We start from the raw sequence: 17,037 nt of genomic DNA on the forward strand, positions 1-17,037 counted from the left end.
CGCCACCTATCAGTGTGTAAACGCTATACCGGGTAGTCAGTAATGGTCACGGATTCCGCTACCCCAAAATGATGATTTTTGAGACAATAGTCACATTAAAACGACATATTCAACACACAGAAGTACCGCTATGCAGGCCCTCAAAAAGCGCTTTCAAGAACTACAGCTCACACTGGAATACCAGATAGCCAAAACCCTATTCGGGATGCTGGCCGTTATTGTGCTGCTGGCAGGAAGCGTTTTCTTCTTCGGATGGATTGGCATTGCCTACCTGTTTGGCTTCTTTGTGCTGGTGAATCTGCTCACTTCCTGATCTCAATGTACCAACATGCAAAGTAACGATAATGAAAAAATTAGCCTCGATCGCCGCATTGGCCCTGTTCGCTTCTAATGTCACCGCAGAAGACCAGCCCTCATGGCTATGTATTGCAGATCAAGCTACTGGCTTTTATTGGACTGGAACTGACTGGCAGATCACGAACTTCAGTGTAGATGACAGCCGTTTTCTGATACGCCCTCTCAAAGATTCAAAAGAGATACCCTCATTCGTCGAGCCTGACAAGACTCACCTTATCACTAGGCTCGGTGCCAAAGAGCCGACCTTCTACTGCAAGTATGTTTCAAGCACAGGGATTCAGTATTTGTATTGCCCCCCATTACAGGGGGAATTTCGATTTAATCCTAAAGATCTGAAATTTGTGAGAACGTACACGCAAGGCCATGCATATGGTGGCAATGAGGGCAACACCCCACTAATCGAACTCGGAAGTTGCTCACAGCTGTAACCCCACATAACCCGTCTCAGAGCGGGTTTTTTAATGCCCTTCAATTATTCAGCGAATCTGTATATCTTATCCGTTGAATAAACTGCCACGACACTACCATGTATCAAGAATTAACCACTGTAACTAATTTATTAAAAGCATTATCAGAGTTTGGAACCACTCTAAGCGGCTTCATGGTTGCTGGCACCGCCATATTTATGGCAGTCATCGCTCAACAAGGCCTGACTACTTGGCGAAGAGAGCTAAAAGGAAAATCCGAATATACGTTAGCAAAAGAAGTGCTGGCAGAAGTGCATAGATTCCACCACGTATTGATACAGGCAAGGATCGGCGAATCCTTTAAGCATGAGCACCCTGAAGGCATCTGGTATAACGGGCATGGGCAGCTCGAAGGTGACGACAAAATCTGGGTGGAACTTCAAGTGTACAAAAACAGGATCGACAGGCTCGATGACAGCTTGAAGGCGCTACTGGAAAAAGTGATCGAAGCCCAGGTCGAATGGGGTGGTGAACATATTCTCAAACTTTGCGAGCTTCAACGCCTTCGTGGGATTGTGGTGAAGGCGCTCTTTGAGCATATCCACCACCTCGAAGATCCGCAGTACCAGAAACAACATATCGAGGGTTATGATCCAGAAGACATTCGAATGGGTGACGGCCCTCAAACAAGTAAATTCAATACTGAAATAAGACGTCGTATCGACGCATTTGAGCACTGGTTAAGACCCCATATCGACCCCAAATGGAAACCTGTAGACAAGGCTAAGAAATAGGCGCACCATCGCTCTATGTGCAACTTGTTGCATATGCGGAAAAGGAATTCCGATTATGAGTGATTTGGCGTCAAGTGAAGAAGAGTTGCTTTCAGAGGGAAAGAAGCGCCCCGGCCCCAAGCCCGGTGGGTACAATCCCGGCGCGTTTAAACAGAATGATCCCCGCATTCTGAAGGGCGGTAGGAATAACCCGGTTTATCAGCTCAGGCAGGCAGCAACGGCTGAATTGATTCAGAAAGCCGTGGACGCTTACAGCAAAGTCCTTTCCGATCCGACCCACAAGGATTACGCCAGCGTTGCGAGGGACGTTCTGAACCGCAATGAAGGCTCACCCATTACCCAACTACAGAAACGCGCTCAGGAAGCCGTAGAGGCCGGTATAAACCCCAAAGAACTTTCCGACGAAGACCTGTTGTCATTGCTACAGGGTGAAGCTGCTATCGACGGGGAACTAATCGACGCTGAAGAAGGTTAGGCGGACATACCGTCCGGCTAGTTGGCGCGTAACTTATTGAAGAATAAATAGAAATAAATGACGCCATAGGAAATGGCACAGTATCTGACACACACAAAAGGAAAAGCACATGGATTGTGTAAACCAACAAAGACTATTGGCTCAGGCATTGCGCGACTGTGCGCCGCCAAACCCATTGGCCACTGCACTTCGAATGGCCAGCGCAGAAAATGACTGGAATATACTAGGAAGACTGCGTGCCACAGGGGGCAGTGAAGAAGACGCTGAAGAAGAATCGGGATATGGCGGCGAATATGAAGACGCCCCCCCACCCCCTTTGAATTCGAACCGGGAAGACTTGAGCTTAGCCCCCAACAAAATTTCAAAATCCCCATCCCCGCTGACGCCAGATTCAACCGGAAACAACCGAAAGGATAAGCCCGCCACTGAATGGCATGTCCCTTTGCCCCCATCAACGAATGCCGAACCGGGCACCAAGCCAACTGCACGCATTGAGGCTTACCCTAGCAATGTAAAACCCGCTGTCATCCTGACCCACCTCGCGGCAAATGAGCCGATGGCGGAAGTGCTGGAATTTCCCACATGAACAGAGTGGTTCAGGAAGCCGCGCAGGAACTACTAATCAGGCGCCAAGCACGAAAAAGCATTTACGCCTTTTTGGACTTGATGCGTGAATCAGAATTGCCGGATTTCACTGTTAAACCAGCAAAGCATCACCGCCTGATGATCGACCTGTTCGAGAAAATGCACGCTGGCCGCGAAGACCGTGCCAGTGTCGCCATGCCCCCCGGTGCTGCGAAGAGTGTTTACGGCTCTGTAATCCTGCCCTGCTGGCTTCTGGCCAACGACCCAACGTGTCAGATTTTATGCGTGAGTAATTCTGAATCTCTTGCACAGAGTTTTTCCCGGCGCAGGCGTGCCGCGATGTTGACCCCAGAATGGCGAAGAATAAGCGGCACAGAGTTGCTATCCGATGCAAAGAGCCTGGAATTTCAGGGAACCCCCCAAGGTGGCGGAATTCGGTGTGTAGGTGCTGGCGGTACGGTGACGGGTTTCCGGTGTGATTGGTTGATTATTGACGACTTGATCACCGGCCACGAGCAGGCGGGAAGCCTGACCCAGCTCGACAAGTTCTGGAATTGGCTGTTGTCCGAAGCGCGCAGCCGGTTAAAGCCCAACGGAAAGCAACTGGTAGTCGGCACCCGATGGGCGCAGCAAGACCCCATAGGCCGCCTGTACGAGCTGTACGACCAAGAGGTGGAAAACTGGAAGCACATTCGCCTTCCAATGTTATGCGACAGCCCTCACGACCCGTTAGGCCGGGAACTGGGTGAACGACTGTGGCCGGATTGGTTCACCGAGAAGATGGTCAGGGATGCCCAGCGCGACCCGTTGATTTGGCAAACCCTCTACCAACAAAATCCAATGGATTACGAAGGGGCATGGGTAGAACATGAGCACTTCAAAATCGCCCGAGACATTCCCCGCAATGTAAAATATTACTTTGGGGTGGATATAGCGCTATCCGTAGGGAAAGGCGATTACACCGTCATTGCAGTTGTAGCAATGGATTCCCGCAAGGGACTGTATGTGGTGGACGTATATCGCGAACAGGTTTCCCCGGATGAATCAGTGGTGGCTCTATATAAATTGGCAAGTAAGTACCCCCCTGCCGGGATATACCTTGATAACGATTCACCGTCAAAAATGTGGTGCCAGCTGGTTTGGCAGCAAGGGAAGGAACAGCACAAATCCCTTCCCCTAATTGCCGTACCCACCGGAAATAAAGATAAAGAAACACGCAACGCCCCGTTGCGCGCGTTTTTAATTCAAGAGGCGATTGTATTTAAGCAGGCCTTATGGAATGGCGCCGTTTTCGATGAACTGGCCAAATTTCCCGGGGGCCGACACGATGACGTAGTGGACGCCATTGGTATTGTATGCCGGCAATTCCCAAAACTTTCCAGCCCTACCAATGCCGCACAGCAAGCAGCAAATAATATTCAGCGCCAGTTAGTTCCGTATGGAAGCGGATATGCGATTAACGGCACAGTCGATGAACTATTCGACTTGCGCGACCAACACAAAGCATGGAACAGAGGACGGATATGAACAATCTAATCGCATACAAAAATGTATTGGTAAATCAGCACGCAACGTTAATGGCAGTAGCGGCAGAATCGCAACGTCGCGGTCAAACGATTGACCCGAATATAATCAGCCATATTCGAGACATCGAAAATTTTGCGCGCGCCAATTACAACCGATTCCAGATCGAACAAATGATGCGCCAGAGTGATCAGCGTCAGCATGACCTGAGCATTCAAATGAAAGATGCACACAACAGCCAGGAATATCGGGCTATTGCTGACAAGCTGATCGACCGCACCAAAGAAATGACGCGAAATATGGGGCCGTCCGATGGATTAACCCCTGCCGAACTATCGAAATATGCGAAAGGGGAAAAAATCACTCGCCGCAACAAAGATAAACACCACTGGAACGAAGAGCGAATCGCGAAAGCGTACAACACTACGCCCCAGATGATGCGGCGCCGGGAAAAAGCACTTGAACACCTGAAAGAAATCGACCGAATGGCCGCAACACAAAAGGATTACGACCGCTTTGACAAAACCTTGCGGCGTTACGGCGAAGAATACGGGATTTCGAAAGACGACTATAAAAGCTGGCGCAGAGGTGGTGACGTTGCTATCGAGCTTGAACGGCGTATGGCCAAGCAGACCAAAGACTTACCCGACGAGGTTGAATACGAACCGAGCGAAAGCGATAAGCGCCGCGCACAAATTTACGAATCAATGATTGAAAAAGATCCGAATGCTTTCGAGGAAACATCAATTCACGAAAGTTATTTTGATACCACCGTTGAGAATCACAAAGGTGAAGAAGTTCCCGACATACGCGCCCATGTAGCAATGGCCGCAAAAGAGCATGGATGGTGAAAAAATGGCTATGAATTTTGCACTCGCGAAACGCGCGAAAACCCCAGAAATTCTGGACGCTACCTACGGGCAGGCGAAACTACAACAGGCCTACGACATTGCTGAAGCAGAACGCGAAGCACAATTGCAATCCGACATTATGGGCCTCGGCACAACAGCACTCGGTTCCGTCGCAAAACCAGCCGCTGCTGCTGCAATGCAAGGCGGGTTAAGTGCTGGACTCGGCGCCCTTGGCCCTGTCGGTTGGGCAGGTTTGGCAGCGCTCACACTCGGGTCACTAATGAGGTGATGAAATGGAAGATTATCAAGAGGTGGGGGGCTTGCGAGTCCCCACACTAACCCTGAATAAAATTCGGGAAGGTATTCGTGCAGAGCAGAAGGCGGAAATGCTGGCAAAGCAGCGCGCTAAAAATGAAAGAGGCCGAAAGCAATTAGGCGGACCCCGGGGCAAAGGCTTGTCATCTTCTGCGCCATCCATCTTTAAAGCTGCCGATGTTTTGTTAAGCAACTACAACGCCGACGAAAAAGACGCGGCGCTTAGGGCTGAACAGGAAGCCGCCAGCGATAAAGCGGCAGAGCTTAGGGCCATGCAGGCAATGTACAAACTAGCTCGTACACCCGACAAGGTAATATCTGTTGGGGATGGAACCGTGTATGACCCCAACAAAAAGGAATTCTATACAGCGCCCGGATACAAAGACACCAAGCAGTCGCCCGCAGAAAAACTGGAAGACCAGAAAGAGCTGAAGCGTTTTGAAGCAGGGTTGAAAGAAGAAGCCGCAGACAAGAAGCGTCAATTCGACAAGGAAAACGACCAGCTCGAAATGGCGAAAACATACAACGCCTACCGCACGTCAATGGATGCGCTTAAAAGCACTTTAGATGACGTTTACACGGGGCCAGTCTGGGGAATGTTGCCCGCCGCCACCGAAGATTCCCAGAAGTTTGAGGGCGCCCGCGCAAATATGGCCCCGGTTTTAAAAAGTCTGTTCAGAACGTCCGGCGAAGGTACGTTTACGGACAAGGATCAGGAACTGCTGTTAAACATGATCCCAACCAGAAAGGACAGCCCAGAAGCCGCCAGATTTAAAATTCATAGCTTGAATAATCTTGTGGAAGCAAAGCTGGGTATTTCATCAGGCCCGCAGGGAAATTCAGGTGTGACCCGCGGCGTGGTGGATCGTTCAGACGAATTTGAAGCAAGAGCCGCTAAATACGGAATGTGACAATGGCAGACTTACAACGGATTGAAAGTCTACTGAAAGCCGCGCTCGATGCAGGCGAAACGGAAGACGCGGAATTTTTTCAGCGCCAAATGTACGCGCATCCAGATTTTGAGACGCGGCGATCACAACAGCTGAAAGCGGTTGACCAAGATTTAAACCCCACCACTAACCCGCTATTGGGTGCGGCACGCAGTGGCTTACAGGGTTTAACGTTTGGTTTTTCTGACGAACTGGCTGGCGGCTTGAAATCTGCTGTAGCGGGCGCAATGGGCGACGATCCCATTAAGGCATACCGGGAAGCGCAATCCGAATTGGATAAAGAGCAGCGCCAGTTCACAGAAGAAAACCCCGGCCTTTCCATTGGTGCAGAGTTAGCCGGTGGAATACTCACAGGCGGGGCAGGTTTGGCCCGCAGTGGGGCCACTACAGCCGGAAGAAGTGTTGCGGGAAGGTTGGGACGTGGGGCCGGTGTAGGTGCGGCAGAAGGCGGTTTATATGGCGCCGGAACGGCACGGGAAGGCGAACGCACAGGCGGGGCAATAGAAGGCGCAGCCGTGGGCGCAATTGCAGCCCCAATTGGCGCAGCCGTTACCCGTTTAGCCGGGGAAGCCCTTTCACCAACGGCGGATTATTTGGGTAGAAAATTTTTAACCACCCCAAGACAAAACGCCGAACGCTATCTATCCCAAGGATTGGCGCAGGAAGGCGTAACGCCAAGCGCCCTTGCCAGTGCCCTAAGAAATATGGGGCCAAATGCCATTCTTGCGGATACGTCCACCTCAGCCCGCAACGCTTTAGAGGGCGTGATTCAGCAGGGCGATAATCCGGGCATAACCAATCAGGCGGAAGCCCTATTCAAAAGGCGGCAATCAGGCCAACAGCCGCGCCTGATTAACAATCTGATGGAAGGGTTAGGCGTACCGGAAGGCACATCGCTACAACAGACCGTTAAGGCGCTACAGCAGCAACGCGGGAACATTGCTGGCCCAATGTATCAGGAAGCTTTCCGGCAGCCTTTGAGGCGCACTCAGAAGCTAGATTCACTAATGCGCGCGCCCGCCATTAAACAAGCACTGGCAGGCGCCCAGACGATTGCGGCAAACCAGAGAATTGCAGGGGATCAAATATCCCACTTGCGCCTGTTCGATTTGGCGAAACAGGATTTAGATGACCAAATAGGCCGCGCCATAAATTCCGGCGAACGCAGCAAAGCCCGTGACCTGATGCGATTAAAAGCCGATATGGTCAATGAGCTGGACAGCCAAGTCCCAATGTACAAACAGGCACGGGACGTATTCGCCAATCAATCCAATTTGATAGATTCCGCCCAAATGGGCCGCCGCATACTGCTGGAAGATGCCGATTATATGGACGATATGCTTAAAGGCATGAGCGAATCTGAAAAAGAAATGTTTCGCATAGGTGCGGGTAAAGCCATTCGGGACAAATTCATGCAGGCCGCAGAATCCGGTGACGCCACAAAACGCATAAATTCCAGTCTGCTACGGGAACGGATAAGGCGGGCATTCCCCAGTGAAGAAGCGTTCAATGACTTTTTGAAACAGGTAGAAGTGGAAGCCGATATTTACCGAACAACGGCAATACTCGGCAATTCCCGCACAGCGGCCCGCCAGCAAGAATTTAAACGACAGCAAGGCATGGATATACCCGGCGCAGAAGGTGGGGCAACAGGAATGGCCGTGGGGCTTATAAAGCGGATTTTGGGCACTGGCTTAAATGATGAAGCCAAAGAGGAACTGGCGCGCCTTACTATGCAGCGTATCGGGGATATTGATTTAAATGCCCTGAATCAGAGCATAAAAAAATCTGCCCTGTCCGATAAAAACAAAGAGTGGGTAATCACCCGGCTACCAGAGTTTGGCGCGGTAATGTCCGCCCCAGCTGGCGCCGCAATGTACAACCAAGCATTCAACCAAGACCCCGCAATGCGTCAGCAATCCATGATAGCGGAAGCGTTGAGGGCTGCGCCGTGAAAATTGATTCAGAAACCGTGCGGGCCATGATGGGCGGGATTGCGGAAGGCTTCGAAGAATATGAAGAAGCCGGACTTCCCCTGACGCTGGAACAGGTGGCCCTCTGTCTGCCCTCAATGTTTCTTCAGACCATTTTCTTCGATAGCCAACCGCCAGCGGAAGCCGCCATATTGCGTGAACAGATCATGCAGCAGCTACAGGCAGGCATTGAGCGCATAGACCGCAATGGCCAACCAGTGAGGCTGAACTAATGGCAAAGAATAGACCGTCAAACCTACCGGCAGAACCGAGACTAACCCCCAGAATGTCAGAATTGGCCAACCCCACCTTGGCAGACTTAAGTGGCGGCCTGAACCCCGGCGGCAGTAACAGCAATGCAGATGGCGTTTTTACGGGCAACTACAACCTTGCGCAGTCCGTCACTTCGGGCTGGTGGCGTCAGGTCTATCCCGACAACCAGATGGGCCAGCATATCGGTATAGGCCAGAGCGCCCCAGAAGACTACGTTTTGGTGCAAGGCATCCAATGCCGTTTCATTCAGGCCAGCGCTGACATTCCGGTAGGCCAACAAGACCCCACCACCGGCCTATACAACGCCACAGGGCAAGTCGTACCGCAGGGTGCATGGTTCTGGGGTATGGCTGACTATGTGAGGGGCACCCGTATTTCTCTACTTTCAACAGGCGTCTTTGAACGGATCACCGGCGATGGTGATTTGCGCGAGGTGGCATTGTGAGCGACTACCCGACCGGGTTGGAAGGCTGGACGCCAGAGCGGGCTGCATACAGTGGCATTGGTCGTGCCCAGAAGCCTTCAGAGGGGCCAATCTTTCAGCCCATTCAGCGGCACTGGGAACCGGACCCGGAAGACCCCAAGCGGAAAAGAAAGTACAGCCACTATAAAGGTGTAATAGTGGGGCCATACTGCGCGGTGGCTATGCAGTGGCTAAAAGGTGTCCACAAGAGCGAGCCAGGAATTGCCCCGCCAACGCACCCAATCGGCAGCTAGATACCCAGCACCAGTTTGTAGTTCGACATTTGGACGATAACCCGCTCTGACGTCTGGCTCTCAGTTTTCACCCATTCGCGAAAACGGGGCACATTCACGTCTGGGTTCCTCACCATTAGGAAGTTTGAAACGGGGGAATCAATTTCATACTTGCCGCACTCGGGGCACGTCACCAAATCGAAGTGCGTTTCCTTATATATGTCGGATGGGCAGCGGCAAACGGGGCAATTTCCCATATTCGGCATCCCTTTCTTTTTTTAGGCACAAAAAAACCCGCTTAAAGCGGGCTTTTGTACCAGAAAAAACCTGTACCATTTTCTGTACCAGTTTTTTCGGTCTTGTCACAAAACTCTTTGAAATTCAAAGACTTACGTGAAGTAAGTGGCGGACCGGACGGGACTCGAACCCGCGACCTCCGGCGTGACAGGCCGGCATTCTAACCAACTGAACTACCGGTCCGCATTCCTGACATTCCTTTGAGCAATCTGCCGTGCAGATGTAAAGGAAAGTGGTGGGTGGTACAGGGGTCGAACCTGTGACCTACGCCTTGTAAGGGCGCCGCTCTACCAACTGAGCTAACCACCCCGCGTCAGGAGCTGCGTATAGTAATGATATTTTTTTTGGCGTCAACGGTTTTTGAAAAATTTTTTTCAATTCAATGAGTTAAGCGGGTGGCCGGAAATTTTGGTTTGGTGTGCGTGATGTGGCGCCGTCTCGCATCGGGCGTGTTTGCGGGCGCCGGCGCTGATATAATCGGCAGAATTTCCGCCGGAGAACGCCAGTGCAGAAAAAAACCTTCGCAGCCCCTGTCGCTGCCACCCTGACTCTGCTGATCGCTATGGTCGCACCCCTGTCGACCAGCTATGCATCGGTTGAGGTGGAGCCGTTGTCCACGCCGGAACTGCAGGCTCGCTATCAGGTTTTAATCGAAGAAATGCGTTGCCCCAAGTGCCAGAACCAGAATCTGGCCGGATCCGACTCCATGGTGGCCACAGATCTGCGGCGGGAGATTCGCCGGTTGCTGGAGGAGGGGTTCAGCGACCAGGAAATCAACGACTTTATGGTGGCCCGTTACGGCGATTTCGTTTTGTACCGCCCGCCGCTGCAGCGCAACACCATGCTGCTGTGGGTGGCGCCGGGTGTATTTGCCGCGCTCGGGCTGCTGTCCCTTATCGTGATTGTGGCGCGCTCTCGCAGTGGGCGTGGCGGTCGTCAGGGTGACGATGATCAGGAACTAAGCGCCGAGGAATCTCAGCGCCTGGCGCAATTGCTTAATCGCGCTGACACCGGTGCAAATGAGCCGGCAGGCAAGCTAAAGGGCGGAAGCAGAAACGATGATTGATCTTTGGTTAATGTTGGCACTGTTACTGCTGCCGCTGGCGGCGGTTGTTGCCTGGCCGCTATTGCGCAAGAAGTCTGCAGCGGTTGCCGAGGACCAGGGTTCCCAGGCGGAACTCTACCGGGAGCACCTGGCCGAGCTTGAAAGCTCACATGCCAGCGGCGCGATTGATGCGTCGCAATATGCGTCACTGAAGACGGAGCTGGGGCGCAAGCTGCTGGCGGAAGAGCGCGCGGGGAGCTATCGGCTGTCGCAAAGCCATTCCGGTGGCCGCAGCATGCTGGTCGGGCTGGCATTGGCGGTGCCGATGGCCGCGGTTGGTCTGTATTTCTACTGGGGGGCTCACAGTGATGTGGCCCTGTATCGGGAGTTGGCGGCCAGCCAGTCCGGTGAAACGGATCTGGTGGCGGAGGCCCGTATTACCCAGCAATTACGCGAGAGGGCGGTCACCCATCCGGACGACCTCAACAGCCGCTACGTGCTGGCGCAGCGTCTGCTGGTAAGTAACGATGTTCAGGGGGCGGTGGCGCAATACCGGTATATCGTCGCCCACGAGCCGCAGGCGGCCAATATTCGTGCCGAACTTGCCCAGGCGCTGTTTTTCGCCAATGGCTCACAAATGAGTGCTGAGGTGTTGCGCGAAGTGGATCAGGTTCTGTCTGCGCAGCCAAACAACACGACGGCCCTCGGGTTGGCGGGGATCGCGGCGTTTGAGCAGAAGAACTTTGCTGGTGCCAAATCCTATTGGCAGCAGGCGCTGGCGCAAATGGCACCGGGCTCCGGTGCCGCGCAGGCTCTGGCGGCGGGTGTACAGCGGGCGGAAGCGGCGCTGGCAGAGAACGGTACTGGTGGTGCGGCCGAGGCGGCGGGTGAGCAGGCTGAGGCCGTATCCAAAGCCCTGGGTGAAAACAGTATTGCGGTGAGCGTCTCGCTGGCCGAATCCGTAAAGTACGCACCGGACACGCCGGTATTTATCTACGCGCGTACCGCGGAGAGCCCGATGCCACTGGCGATTGTGCGTCTTACCGCGGCGGATTTGCCCGTGCAGGTGGTGCTGGATGAGTCTCGCGCGATGATGCCGGGGCGCAGCCTGAAAACCGTTGACCAGGTGCAACTCGTGGCCCGTCTGGCCATCGGCGGCAATGCCCGCCCGGCCCCCGGTGACTGGCAGGGCGAGGTGAAGTCTCTTCCGCGCGCGGACTGGTCCAAGCCGGTATCCATCCTGATCGATCAGCAGATCTGACTGTAGAGTCTCTGGCGGGCCTGCCTGGTTCGCCAGTTCATTTCCTTCGGGGTGCCCCGGAAAAGCGTTTCCGCGGCTTCGCTTCAGGCGGGCCGCCACTGTCGGGGCGCAGCGAAAATAGCGCTGAAACCCGGCTCGCAGCCATGTACAATCGGCGGTTTGCAAAGACAAAACGACGATTTGCGGGCACTGGCCAGTCAGGTCCCCTGGCAAATCCTCCAGAAAGTACAACGAAGAGCGTTCGGCGGCGGAGTAACAACCGCACGGGCGCCGGGTATTACCGAGTTTTAAGACCATGCGTTTGAAGTGCATCAAGCTGGCCGGATTCAAGTCGTTCGTCGACCCGACCACCGTTTACTTCCCGTCCAACCTCAGCGCCGTGGTCGGCCCCAACGGCTGTGGCAAGTCCAACACCATTGACGCCGTGCGCTGGGTGATGGGGGAATCCTCCGCGAAGAACCTGCGCGGCGACTCCATGACCGACGTGATCTTCAATGGCTCCAGCGGCCGTAAGCCCGTGGGCCAGGCCTCCATTGAGCTGGTGTTCGACAATTCCTCCGGCAAGCTCACCGGCGAATACGCCGCCTTCAGCGAGATCTCCATCAAGCGCAAGGTGACCCGCGACGCGCAGAACATCTATTACCTGAACGGCGAGAAATGCCGCCGCCGCGACGTAACTGACCTGTTCCTGGGTACCGGTCTCGGTCCGCGCAGTTATGCGATCATCGAGCAGGGCATGATCTCGAAATTGATCGAGGCCAAGCCGGAAGAGCTGCGGGTATTTATCGAGGAAGCCGCCGGTATCTCCAAGTACAAGGAGCGCCGTCGCGATACCGAAAACCGCATGCGTCGCACCAAGGAAAACCTGGAGCGCCTCACCGATATCCGCGACGAGCTGGATCGCCAGCTGTCCCGTCTCGAGCGCCAGTCTGCGGCCGCGGAAAAATACAGCCGCTTCAAAGAAGAAGAGCGCACCCACAAAGCACACCTGCAGGCCCTGAAGTACAAGGACCTGGACGACCAGGCCCACGGCAAGCAGCAGCAGATCGGCGAGCTGGAACTCACCGTAGAGGAGCTGGTGACCCGCCAGGTGAGCTTCGACACCGGTATCGAAGAGCAGCGCGTGGCTTATCACGACCTGTCCGATGCGTTTAACGAGGTACAGGGCCGTTTCTATTCCGTGGGTGCGGATATTGCGCGCCTGGAGCAGAGCATTTCCCACGCTCGCGAGCGCAACACCCAATTGCAGACCGATTTTTCCCGCACCGAACAGGAATTCAATGAATCCCAGTCGCTGTTGGCTGCGGACCAGGAAAAGGCGGTCGAGTTTGATGCCGAACTGGAAATCATTATTCCGGATCTGGAAATGGTGCAGGCGGCGGAAGAAGAATCCGCCCAGGCCCTGCTGACCGCCGAAGACCAGATGCGCGATTGGCAGAACGAGTGGGATCAATTCAACCAGGGTGCCTCTGGCTCTCGTCAGCGTGCGGAAGTACAGCAGTCCCGCATCCAGCACCTGGAAACATCTGCCCAGCGCCTGCAGGATCGCATCAGCAAGCTGCAGACCGAGCGTGAATCCCTGTCTGGCTCCGGCGATGACTTGGAGCTGGAGCAACAGAACGAGGAGCTGGCCGAGCTGGAAATGCAGCTGGCCGAGCTGCGCGAATCCATTTCCGAACAGGTAGAACAGCTTTCGGATCTGCGCCGTCAGGAGTCCGAGCTGGGCGCTGAACTGGATAAAGAACGCCTGCAATTGCAGACCAGCCGCGGCCGCCAGGCCTCGCTGGAAGCGCTGCAGCAGGCCGCCATGGGCCAGGGAAAGAACGTCGCCAGCTGGCTGGAGCAGCAAAATCTGCAGGACCGCCCGCGTCTGGCGGAGCAGATCAGTGCACGCGCCGGTTGGGAAACCGCCGTGGAAACCGTGCTTGGTGCCCAACTACAGGCGGTGTGTGTCGATCAGATCGAATCCCTGCAGGAAAGTCTCACCAGCTTCGACGGCGGCCAGGCTGTATTTGTCGATGGCCGCAGTGCACCGGCGGCAGCCGCTGGCAGCCTGCCGAAACTCTCCGATGTCGTGGAGGGCCCCGCGTCCCTGAGTGGCCTGGTAGACGGTATCTATACCGCGGAAGACCTGAACGCCGCGCTGGCCCAGCGCGATCAGCTGAAAGCGAATGAATCCATCGTTACCCGCGACGGCCTCTGGGTCGGACCTAACTGGCTGAAAGTCAGCCGCGGTGGCGATGCGGAATCCGGGGTACTGGCGCGCAAGCAGGACCTCGAGAACCTGGAAGCGGAGCTGGAAACCTGCGAAGCACGTATCGAAGAGCTGTCCGAGCAGCGCGAGCAGTTGCGCAGTCGCGCCGGCGAACTGGAATCCGGTATCGAGCAGGCCCGCAATAACGCCGAGCAGCTGAACCGCCGTACCGGCGACCTGCGCAGTCAGCTGTCTGCCCAGCGCGCGCGCCAGGAGCAGATGGATGAACGCCGCCGCCGTATCGAGGCAGAAATTGCCGAAGTGAAAGAACAGAAGGAGATGGAATCCGAATCCATTTCCGAAGCGCGCATCGTATTGCAGGAGGCCCTGGAGGCCATGAGCGACGATACCGATCGCCGCGAATCCCTTCTGGCGCGCCGCGAGGAGCTGCGTGAAGCGCTGGATGCCGCGCGCCAGCGCGCCCGTGAAGATAAAGACCGCGCCCACGAACTGGCCATGCGCGAGCAGTCCGTACGCACCCAGAAAGTTTCCCTCGAGCGCACGCTGCAGGTGTTGCGCGAGCAGGTGGAGCGTTTGCAGGAGCGCCGCGAGCAGCTGCTGCGTCAGATGGAGGACGCCCAGGATCCATCCCAGGATTTCCAGGCGGAACTGGAAGAAAAACTGGGGCAGCGCATCGAAGTGGAAACCGAGCTTTCGGATGCGCGCAAAAAAATGGAAGAGGTGGAGTCTACGCTTCGCAACCACGAGCAGGAGCGCCACAAGGTGGAATCTGCTTTGCAAGGCGTACGCGCTCAGCTGGAGCAGCAGCGCCTGGCTGCGCAGACCCTCGAAACCCAGCGCAGCGGCCTGGTAGAGCAGCTGGCTGAGGCTGGCCACGAACTGAAAGGCCTGCTTGAGGAACTCCCGGAAGAACTGACTATCGAAGCAGTGCAACAGGATATCGAGCTGGTGGCTGCGCGAATCTCCCGTCTTGGCCCGATTAACCTCGCGGCTATCGATGAGTACAAGCAGGAATCCGAGCGCAAAAACTACCTGGATACCCAGTACGGCGATCTGACCGACGCCCTGGAGACCCTGGAAAATGCCATCCGCCGCATCGACAAGGAAACCCGTACCCGCTTCAAGGAGACCTTCGATCAGGTTAACGGCGGTCTTCAGGAGCTGTTCCCGAAAGTATTTGGCGGTGGTCACGCGTATCTGGAGCTAACCGGTGACGACCTGCTGGATACCGGTATCGCGATCATGGCGCGCCCACCGGGCAAGCGGAACAGTACGATCCACCTGTTGTCCGGTGGTGAGAAGGCGCTGACCGCAATCGCCCTGGTATTTTCCATCTTCCGCCTCAACCCGGCGCCCTTCTGTATGCTGGATGAGGTGGACGCACCGCTGGACGATGCCAACGTGGGACGTTATGCACGGATGGTAAAAGAAATGTCGGAACACGTTCAGTTCATCTACATTACCCATAACAAGATTGCCATGGAGATGGCCGATCAATTGTTGGGGGTTACCATGCACGAGCCGGGCGTATCCCGTCTGGTATCCGTGGATGTGGAAGAGGCCGCGGAACTGGCATCTGCATGATGGGCACAGGGAGAGGGATGTAATCATGGACAACTGGCTGATCAATTTGCTGGCGCTGGTGCTACTGGGCGTGGTGCTCGATGGTGCCCGGCGCGCCTACCTCAAGCACCGAGACTCGGTAAAAGTCTCCCGCAAGCTGTCTCGCACCTTGCGCCAGGAAGTGGACGACTACAACGAAGATATACTGTCGACGCCGCGCGCCGTGAAAGAAGCCGCGGAGCCGAAGGAAGCGCGGGCCAAAAAAAGCAGCCCCATTACCGAGTCCGAGCTTGAATACATCGATCCGGAAGAGGCGGAAAAGCGTCGGCAGATTTCTGCGGAGCTGCCCGGCACCGTGCGCGTGGTGCAGCGTCGCAAACCGGAAGACGCCAGCCAGGTCAATCGCCAGGTACAGCAGAACTTCCAGTCCTCGCGCAAACCATTGGCAGGCAGCAAGCCCGAGCGAGCTACAGAGGGCAACGACGAACTGCCAGAAATGCCCGCAGAGCACTCCACCACGCGCGCCGCCAAGGTGCCGGAGCAGGCTTCCCTGAACCTGGAAGAGCAGGTGCCGATGCTGATGGACTCTGTGGAACCGGATATCGCACCGGCCGCAGGTCCGGACACGACCGAACCGGTATCCGAAGACAAGCTGCAGTATCAGGGCGAACTGGACCCCATGGCCGGCCTGTCTTCTGAACACGACGAGCCGGCAACTGACCGCCGCGAACCCTCTCTGGATGAATCGATCAGTCTGGAGTCGTTGCAATCGGTACCGGAAGAGGCGCCGGCGGAAGAACATCAGGAACCGGTGAAAAAGCCCGGTTGGTCCCCGGCGGATCTCAAGCTGCCGGAACTCCGCTTTCCCGATCTTAAAAAAGGTCCGGACCAGAAAAAGGCACCGGCCCGGGATACGGCGGCTGATACAGAAAGTGCGGGCCGGAAAAAAACCGGCAAGCGCGGGCAGAGCACGCCAAAAGAGCGCGACGTACAGGAAGTGTTGATCCTGAACATCATGGCGCCTGCCGGCGATTGCTTTGAGGGTAACGACCTGCTGCGCGTACTGCTTTCCAGCGGACTGCGTTTCGGCGAGATGAATATTTTCCATTTCCACTGCGGCGAAGCGGGGGAGGGCCCGGCCCTGTTCAGCCTGGCCAATATCGTGGTGCCGGGCACCTTTGATATGTCCGAGATGGAAGACTTCACCACCCCCGGCGTGAGCCTGTTCCTCGCGCTCCCTGCAGAAGTGGAAGCGCTGAAAGCCTTCGATACGCTGCTGTCTACCGCGCGCAATATTGCCGAGCAGCTGGGCGGCGAGCTGAAGGACGAAAACCGCAGTGTATTCACCGCGCAGACCGCCGAGCACTACCGTCAGCGGGTGATGGAATTCCAGCGCCGCAAAGCCCTGGCCCGCGCGCAGGCCTGACCAGCAAGAATTCCCCATTTTTGCGGAAAA

16 protein-coding genes and 2 tRNA genes are annotated in these 17,037 nt (G+C 55.4%); 16 read left to right on the forward strand and 2 right to left on the reverse strand.

Annotated elements, in window-relative coordinates:
- Positions 1-130 precede the first annotated feature (130 nt).
- From ACYX4K_RS04235 to ACYX4K_RS04290, 12 genes are all read left to right on the forward strand, one after another.
- Positions 131-313 (forward strand): hypothetical protein, encoded by a 183-nt coding sequence (locus tag ACYX4K_RS04235; protein ID WP_475093355.1) that lies wholly within the window; start codon positions 131-133, stop codon positions 311-313.
- Between the two features lie 31 nt (positions 314-344).
- The gene (locus tag ACYX4K_RS04240; RefSeq protein ID WP_475093354.1) at positions 345-785 is read left to right on the forward strand and encodes a hypothetical protein; all 441 of its coding nucleotides are present in this window, start codon (positions 345-347) and stop codon (positions 783-785) included.
- Between the two features lie 98 nt (positions 786-883).
- Positions 884-1,558 (forward strand): hypothetical protein, encoded by a 675-nt coding sequence (locus ACYX4K_RS04245; RefSeq protein WP_475093353.1) that lies wholly within the window; start codon positions 884-886, stop codon positions 1,556-1,558.
- A 55-nt stretch (positions 1,559-1,613) separates the two neighbouring features.
- On the forward strand, positions 1,614-2,033 hold the full coding sequence (locus ACYX4K_RS04250; RefSeq protein ID WP_475093352.1) for a hypothetical protein: 420 nt from the start codon (positions 1,614-1,616) through the stop codon (positions 2,031-2,033).
- Between the two features lie 109 nt (positions 2,034-2,142).
- Positions 2,143-2,619: a hypothetical protein gene (locus ACYX4K_RS04255; RefSeq protein ID WP_475093351.1), complete on the forward strand. Its 477-nt coding sequence runs from the start codon at positions 2,143-2,145 to the stop codon at positions 2,617-2,619.
- Positions 2,616-4,145 carry a phage terminase large subunit gene (gene terL / locus ACYX4K_RS04260; protein WP_475093350.1) on the forward strand — a complete coding sequence of 510 codons (1,530 nt, stop codon included), beginning with the start codon at positions 2,616-2,618 and terminating at the stop codon, positions 4,143-4,145. The genes ACYX4K_RS04255 and terL overlap by 4 nt, the downstream gene beginning before the upstream one ends.
- On the forward strand, positions 4,142-4,993 hold the full coding sequence (locus ACYX4K_RS04265; RefSeq protein ID WP_475093349.1) for a hypothetical protein: 852 nt from the start codon (positions 4,142-4,144) through the stop codon (positions 4,991-4,993). Before terL ends, ACYX4K_RS04265 begins: the two co-directional genes overlap by 4 nt.
- Positions 4,983-5,282 (forward strand): hypothetical protein, encoded by a 300-nt coding sequence (locus tag ACYX4K_RS04270; RefSeq protein ID WP_475093348.1) that lies wholly within the window; start codon positions 4,983-4,985, stop codon positions 5,280-5,282. The genes ACYX4K_RS04265 and ACYX4K_RS04270 overlap by 11 nt, the downstream gene beginning before the upstream one ends.
- Before the next feature lie 4 nt (positions 5,283-5,286).
- Complete coding sequence (locus tag ACYX4K_RS04275; protein WP_475093347.1) at positions 5,287-6,219, forward strand: hypothetical protein; 933 nt, start codon at positions 5,287-5,289, stop codon at positions 6,217-6,219.
- Positions 6,220-6,221: 2 nt separating this feature from the next.
- Positions 6,222-8,213: a hypothetical protein gene (locus ACYX4K_RS04280; RefSeq protein ID WP_475093346.1), complete on the forward strand. Its 1,992-nt coding sequence runs from the start codon at positions 6,222-6,224 to the stop codon at positions 8,211-8,213.
- Positions 8,210-8,464, forward strand: a complete 255-nt coding sequence (locus ACYX4K_RS04285) for a hypothetical protein (protein WP_475093345.1) — start codon at positions 8,210-8,212, stop codon at positions 8,462-8,464. Before ACYX4K_RS04280 ends, ACYX4K_RS04285 begins: the two co-directional genes overlap by 4 nt.
- A gap of 53 nt (positions 8,465-8,517) precedes the next feature.
- A complete protein-coding gene (locus ACYX4K_RS04290) occupies positions 8,518-8,949 on the forward strand; it encodes a hypothetical protein (protein WP_476178768.1) in 432 nt (143 codons plus the stop codon).
- A gap of 654 nt (positions 8,950-9,603) precedes the next feature.
- On the opposite strand, the gene ACYX4K_RS04295 is transcribed toward ACYX4K_RS04290, so the two are convergent.
- Both ACYX4K_RS04295 and ACYX4K_RS04300 read right to left on the reverse strand, forming a co-directional pair.
- A tRNA-Asp gene (locus tag ACYX4K_RS04295) sits at positions 9,604-9,680 on the reverse strand.
- 50 nt (positions 9,681-9,730) lie between these two features.
- A tRNA-Val gene (locus tag ACYX4K_RS04300) sits at positions 9,731-9,806 on the reverse strand.
- Positions 9,807-10,002: 196 nt separating this feature from the next.
- Here ACYX4K_RS04300 and ACYX4K_RS04305 point away from each other — a divergent pair.
- The 4 genes from ACYX4K_RS04305 (at position 10,003) to zipA (ending at position 17,007) form a co-directional block, all read left to right on the forward strand.
- Positions 10,003-10,563 (forward strand): cytochrome c-type biogenesis protein, encoded by a 561-nt coding sequence (locus tag ACYX4K_RS04305; protein ID WP_475093343.1) that lies wholly within the window; start codon positions 10,003-10,005, stop codon positions 10,561-10,563.
- Positions 10,556-11,803, forward strand: a complete 1,248-nt coding sequence (gene ccmI, locus ACYX4K_RS04310; protein WP_475093342.1) for a c-type cytochrome biogenesis protein CcmI — start codon at positions 10,556-10,558, stop codon at positions 11,801-11,803. Before ACYX4K_RS04305 ends, ccmI begins: the two co-directional genes overlap by 8 nt.
- 295 nt (positions 11,804-12,098) lie before the next feature.
- Complete coding sequence (gene smc, locus ACYX4K_RS04315) at positions 12,099-15,602, forward strand: chromosome segregation protein SMC (RefSeq protein ID WP_475093341.1); 3,504 nt, start codon at positions 12,099-12,101, stop codon at positions 15,600-15,602.
- 25 nt (positions 15,603-15,627) lie between these two features.
- Entirely contained in the window at positions 15,628-17,007 is a 1,380-nt protein-coding gene (gene zipA, locus ACYX4K_RS04320; protein WP_475093340.1) for a cell division protein ZipA, read from the forward strand.
- Positions 17,008-17,037: the final 30 nt, after the last annotated feature.

This window comes from Microbulbifer sp. ABF4_107, assembly GCF_056312215.1.

What these genes read in the sequence shown, in the direction of transcription:
- ACYX4K_RS04255 (WP_475093351.1), top strand. Translation starts at nt 2,143, where the DNA reads ATGGATTGTGTAAACCAACAAAGACTATTGGCTCAGGCATTGCGCGAC.
- ACYX4K_RS04245 (WP_475093353.1), top strand. Translation starts at nt 884, where the DNA reads ATGTATCAAGAATTAACCACTGTAACTAATTTATTAAAAGCATTATCA.
- smc (WP_475093341.1), top strand. Translation starts at nt 12,099, where the DNA reads ATGCGTTTGAAGTGCATCAAGCTGGCCGGATTCAAGTCGTTCGTCGAC.
- ACYX4K_RS04250 (WP_475093352.1), top strand. Translation starts at nt 1,614, where the DNA reads ATGAGTGATTTGGCGTCAAGTGAAGAAGAGTTGCTTTCAGAGGGAAAG.
- ccmI (WP_475093342.1), top strand. Translation starts at nt 10,556, where the DNA reads ATGATTGATCTTTGGTTAATGTTGGCACTGTTACTGCTGCCGCTGGCG.
- terL (WP_475093350.1), top strand. Translation starts at nt 2,616, where the DNA reads ATGAACAGAGTGGTTCAGGAAGCCGCGCAGGAACTACTAATCAGGCGC.
- ACYX4K_RS04240 (WP_475093354.1), top strand. Translation starts at nt 345, where the DNA reads ATGAAAAAATTAGCCTCGATCGCCGCATTGGCCCTGTTCGCTTCTAAT.
- zipA (WP_475093340.1), top strand. Translation starts at nt 15,628, where the DNA reads ATGGACAACTGGCTGATCAATTTGCTGGCGCTGGTGCTACTGGGCGTG.
- ACYX4K_RS04280 (WP_475093346.1), top strand. Translation starts at nt 6,222, where the DNA reads ATGGCAGACTTACAACGGATTGAAAGTCTACTGAAAGCCGCGCTCGAT.
- ACYX4K_RS04270 (WP_475093348.1), top strand. Translation starts at nt 4,983, where the DNA reads ATGGATGGTGAAAAAATGGCTATGAATTTTGCACTCGCGAAACGCGCG.
- ACYX4K_RS04290 (WP_476178768.1), top strand. Translation starts at nt 8,518, where the DNA reads ATGTCAGAATTGGCCAACCCCACCTTGGCAGACTTAAGTGGCGGCCTG.
- ACYX4K_RS04235 (WP_475093355.1), top strand. Translation starts at nt 131, where the DNA reads ATGCAGGCCCTCAAAAAGCGCTTTCAAGAACTACAGCTCACACTGGAA.
- ACYX4K_RS04265 (WP_475093349.1), top strand. Translation starts at nt 4,142, where the DNA reads ATGAACAATCTAATCGCATACAAAAATGTATTGGTAAATCAGCACGCA.
- ACYX4K_RS04275 (WP_475093347.1), top strand. Translation starts at nt 5,287, where the DNA reads ATGGAAGATTATCAAGAGGTGGGGGGCTTGCGAGTCCCCACACTAACC.